This is a genomic window from Pseudonocardia sp., from assembly GCF_025965585.1.
GTDB lineage: Bacteria > Actinomycetota > Actinomycetes > Mycobacteriales > Pseudonocardiaceae > Pseudonocardia.
Map to the genome: position 1 here is coordinate 1 of NZ_JAOPWR010000242.1, position 4,224 is coordinate 4,224.

Annotated in this window: 2 protein-coding genes; one reads left to right on the plus strand and one right to left on the minus strand. The window is 73.2% G+C overall.

The window, feature by feature from the left end:
• The coding region (locus JWR81_RS15625) for a DNA repair helicase XPB (protein ID WP_297652274.1) at positions 1-1,454 on the minus strand (1,454 nt) is incomplete at its 3' end.
• A 446-nt stretch (positions 1,455-1,900) separates the two neighbouring features.
• Between JWR81_RS15625 and JWR81_RS15630 the strand changes: the two genes are divergently transcribed.
• Positions 1,901-4,224, plus strand: a 2,324-nt coding sequence (locus tag JWR81_RS15630; protein ID WP_297652277.1) for a nitrate- and nitrite sensing domain-containing protein, incomplete at its 3' end; no start/stop codon positions are given.

A 4,224-nucleotide genomic window follows, 5' to 3' on the forward strand; every position in this document is an offset into this window, starting at 1 on the left:
GACCCGAACGTGCCCGACACCTGGACGGCGACGCTGGCCTCGGGCAGGTCGATGGAGAAGTTGGCGACCTTGCTGACCACGAGCACCGGCAGGTCGCCCTGGCGGAACTGCTGGAACAGCTCCTCGCGCTCCTTGTTGCGGGTGGAGCCCTGGATGACCGGGGCGTTCAGCGCCTCGCCCAGCTCGTCGAGCTGGTCCAGGTACGCACCGATGACGAGCGTGGGCTCCCCCGGGTGCTTCCCGAGGATCGCCTTGACGACGTTGATCTTCGTGTGGGCGGTGGACGCCATCCTGTAGCGCTCCTCCGCCTCCGCGACCGCGTACCCGAGGCGCTCGGCCTCGGTGAGCGTGACGCGGACCTCGACGCAGTCGGCGGGCGCGATCCAGCCCTGCTCCTCGATGTCGCGCCACGGGGCGTCGTAGCGCTTGGGGCCGATGAGGGAGAAGACGTCGCCCTCGCGGCCGTCCTCGCGCACCAGAGTGGCGGTGAGGCCGAGGCGGCGGCGGGACTGCAGGTCGGCCGTCATCCGGAAGACCGGCGCGGGCAGCAGGTGCACCTCGTCGTAGATGACCAGGCCCCAGTCGCGGGAGTCGAACAGCTCCAGGTGCCGGTACTCGCCCCTGGTCTTGCGTGTGACCACCTGGTAGGTGGCGATCGTGACCGGGCGGATCTCCTTGCGCTCGCCGGAGTACTCGCCGATCTCGGCCTCGGTGAGGCTGGTGCGCGCCACGAGCTCGCGCTTCCACTGCCTCCCGGCCACGGTGTTGGTGACCAGGATCAGCGTGGTGGCCTTGGCCTGCGCCATCGCCGCCGCGCCCACGAGCGTCTTGCCCGCGCCGCAGGGCAGCACGACCACGCCCGAGCCACCCGCCCAGAAGCCCTCGACGGCCTGGCGCTGGTAGTCGCGCAGGTTCCAGCCGTTCTCGGCCAGCTCGATGGGGTGTGCCTCGCCGTCGACGTAGCCCGCGAGGTCCTCGGCGGGCCAGCCGATCTTCAGCAGCGCCTGCTTGAGGTGCCCGCGCTCGGACGGGTGCACGATCACCGTGTCGTCGTCGACGCGGTTGCCCAGCAGCGGGGCGATCTTCTTCTGCCGGAGGACCTCCTCCAGCACCGCGCGGTCCAGCGCCACCATGACGAGTCCGTGCACCGGGGAGTTGGTCAGCTGCAGCCGGCCGTAGCGCCCCATCGTGTCGACGACGTCGACGAGCAGCGCCTGCGGCACGGCGTAGCGGGAGAACCGGACCAGCGCGTCGACGACCTGCTCGGCGTCGTGGCCCGCGGCACGCGCGTTCCACAGCGCGAGCGGCGTGACCCGGTAGGTGTGGACGTGCTCGGGCGCCCGCTCGAGCTCGGCGAAGGGGGCGATCGCCATCCGCGCCTCGGTAGCGTCCGGGTGGTCGACCTCGAGCAGCAGCGTCTTGTCGGACTGGACGATCAGCGGCCCGTCGGACATGGAGTGTCTCACTTCCTCGCGGTGGTCCTGGTCACATGCACGCGTGGTGTCCACGACAGGGGAGCGGCGGTAACCGGCCTGGCACTCTGCGTACCTCGACGGACGGGGCGTGATCGCCCCCGGGCTATACTTCCCGGGCTTCGACCGAGAGCGCACATGTGCCGTTGCGATCCTATCGGGTCCGAGCGGTCCCCGCCCGCTCCCAGCGGGCGCGTGTCGCACCCGGTCGTGGCGCCCCACGCGGGCCGGAGACACACCCGACCGGGCCGCCTCCGACAGAAGGTGCGACGGATCTCGACGATGTTCACGCTCCCCGGACGACCGGCCGCTCCCCGGCCATCCACCGCCGCTGGACCGCAGCTCGTCCTGCCCGGCCTCGCGGAGGGCGGCCCCGCCGTGCCAGAGTTCGGCGGATCGTCGCCGGCAATCCTTTGGGGGACGTTGACGTGACCAGCATCGAGACCGGGCCCACCTGGTCCGAGCGGTTGAACCCGCGAAACTGGACACTGGCCTGGAAGCTGGTGATCGTCGGACTCGTGCCGGCGCTGCTGGCCCTCGCGCTCGGAGTGCTCCGCATCTCCGACCAGGCGGGGGCCGCCGCCGAGCTCGGCCAGGGCAGCAGGCTGCTCGACGTGCAGTCCCAGGTCGGGTCCGCCGCCGACGCGCTGCGCCAGGAGCGCGACGCCGCCACCCTCTTCGTGGCCGGCAAGCGCATCGGCGACCGCAACGCGCTCGACACCGGCTTCGGCCAGACCGACTCGGTGTCCACCGGCGCCATCACGGGGGTCCGGGGCGCAGGCGAGCTCGACCCCGCCGCGTCCGCCGCCCTCGGCCAGGCGTCCACCGGCATCCAGGGGCTCGCCGCCCTGCGCAGCGACGTCACCGACAGCCCCGCGGTCACCGCGGTGCAGGTCCGCGACCGCTACACCGACATCGTCGGCCGCTTCGACCGCCTCGACAGCGCCCTGCTGAACCAGGTGAGCACGCCCGACACGGCCGCCCTGACCAGCGCACTCGGCGCCGTCCGCGACGCCACCGAGCAGCTCGCGCTGCAGCACACCGTCCTCGGCGCCGGCATCCGCGCCACGCAGCTGCAGCCCGGTGACGCCGACGTGGTGGCCTCCACCTCCAGCCGCCTGCAGTCGGACGTGGCCGACTACCGCGCCGCGCTCACCTCCGGCCAGGTCGCGAAGTACGGCGACCTGCTCGACGCCACGGCCGACCCGCAACGCCAGGCGCTGGCCACGGCGATCGTCGCCACGCCGCCCGGCCAGCCCATCGTCCAGTCGCCCGCCGACCTGGACGCGGCGTACACCGCCGACCGCACCACCGCGAACCGCTCCGCCGACCTGCTCCGCCAGGACCTGGCCGCGGCGAGCAGCGCGGCGGAGGCCTCGGCCAGCAACCTGGCCGGCATCAACTCCGTGATCCTGATGCTCGGCCTGCTCGTCGGCATCACCATCGCGGTCCTCGTGGCCCGCAGCCTGATCAGGTCGCTGCGCGTGCTGCGCACCGCCGCACTCGACGTCGCGGAGCGCAGGCTCCCCCAGGCCGTCGAGAGCATGCGCGCGGGCGAGTCGCCCGACGTCACCGTCGACCCCGTGCCGCTCAACAGCCGTGACGAGGTCGGCCAGGTGGCCCGCGCGTTCGACGCGGTGCACGGGCAGGCCGTCCGCCTCGCCGCCGACCAGGCCGCCCTGCAGTCCAACGTCAGCGCGATGTTCGTCAACCTCTCCCGCCGCAGCCAGGCGCTCGTGGAGCGCCAGCTGCAGCTCATCGAGCAGCTGGAGAGCAACGAGCAGGACGCCGACCAGCTGTCCAACCTCTTCCAGCTCGACCACCTCGCCACCCGCATGCGACGCAACAGCGAGAACCTCCTGGTCCTCGCGGGCACCGACCTCGCGAAGCGCAACATCGCGCCCGTCCCGATGGTCGACGTCCTACGCGCCGCGGTGTCGGAGATCGAGCAGTACCAGCGCATCGTGGTGCAGGCCCCGCCCACGGCCGCGATCGTCGGCCGCGCCGGGTCCGACCTCGTCCACCTCCTCGCGGAGCTGCTGGACAACGCCACCAACTTCTCCCCACCCGACTCGCAGGTGGTCATGAGCACCACCCGCACGTCCGACGGGTCGATCGTCGTCGAGATCGCCGACCGTGGCGTCGGCATGATCGACCACGAGCTCAGCGACGCCAACCAGCGCCTCGGCGGCCCCTCCAGCGTCGACGTCTCGGCGTCGCGGCGCATGGGTCTGTTCGTGGTCGGCCGCCTGGGCGCCCGCCACGGCATCGGCGTCCGGCTCACCACCTCAGCCGCAGGGGGGCCCGGCGCCGGGCTGACCGCCTCGGTCACGGTGCCCGCCTACCTGATCCCGTCGACCGAGCCCTCCGAGTCCGGCCGTCCCCTCGGCATCCCGCAGCCCGCGGGTGCTCCCGCCCAGGGCGGCCGCGGTGGCGAGGTGCCGCAGCGTTCCAACGGCGCCGGCCGCTCCAGCTCGCTGTCGGCGCTGGTCGCAGGCACCGACGGCCCGTCCAACCCGGCCGGTGTCCTGGACGCCGGTGAGAGCCCGCTGTTCGGCGCGCCGCCCGCCAACGGCGCCGTGAGCAGCACCAACGGCACCACGGGGAGCCTCCCGAGCAGGCGCCCCGGTTCCTCGCTGCGCCCCGAGGGTCCGCCCCCGTCCGACGGACCCGGTCCGTTCGACGCCGCGGGCCCGGACGGGTCGGCCGAGCAGGACGACGCCGAACGGCGTGCGGGCGACCGCCGCGCCCG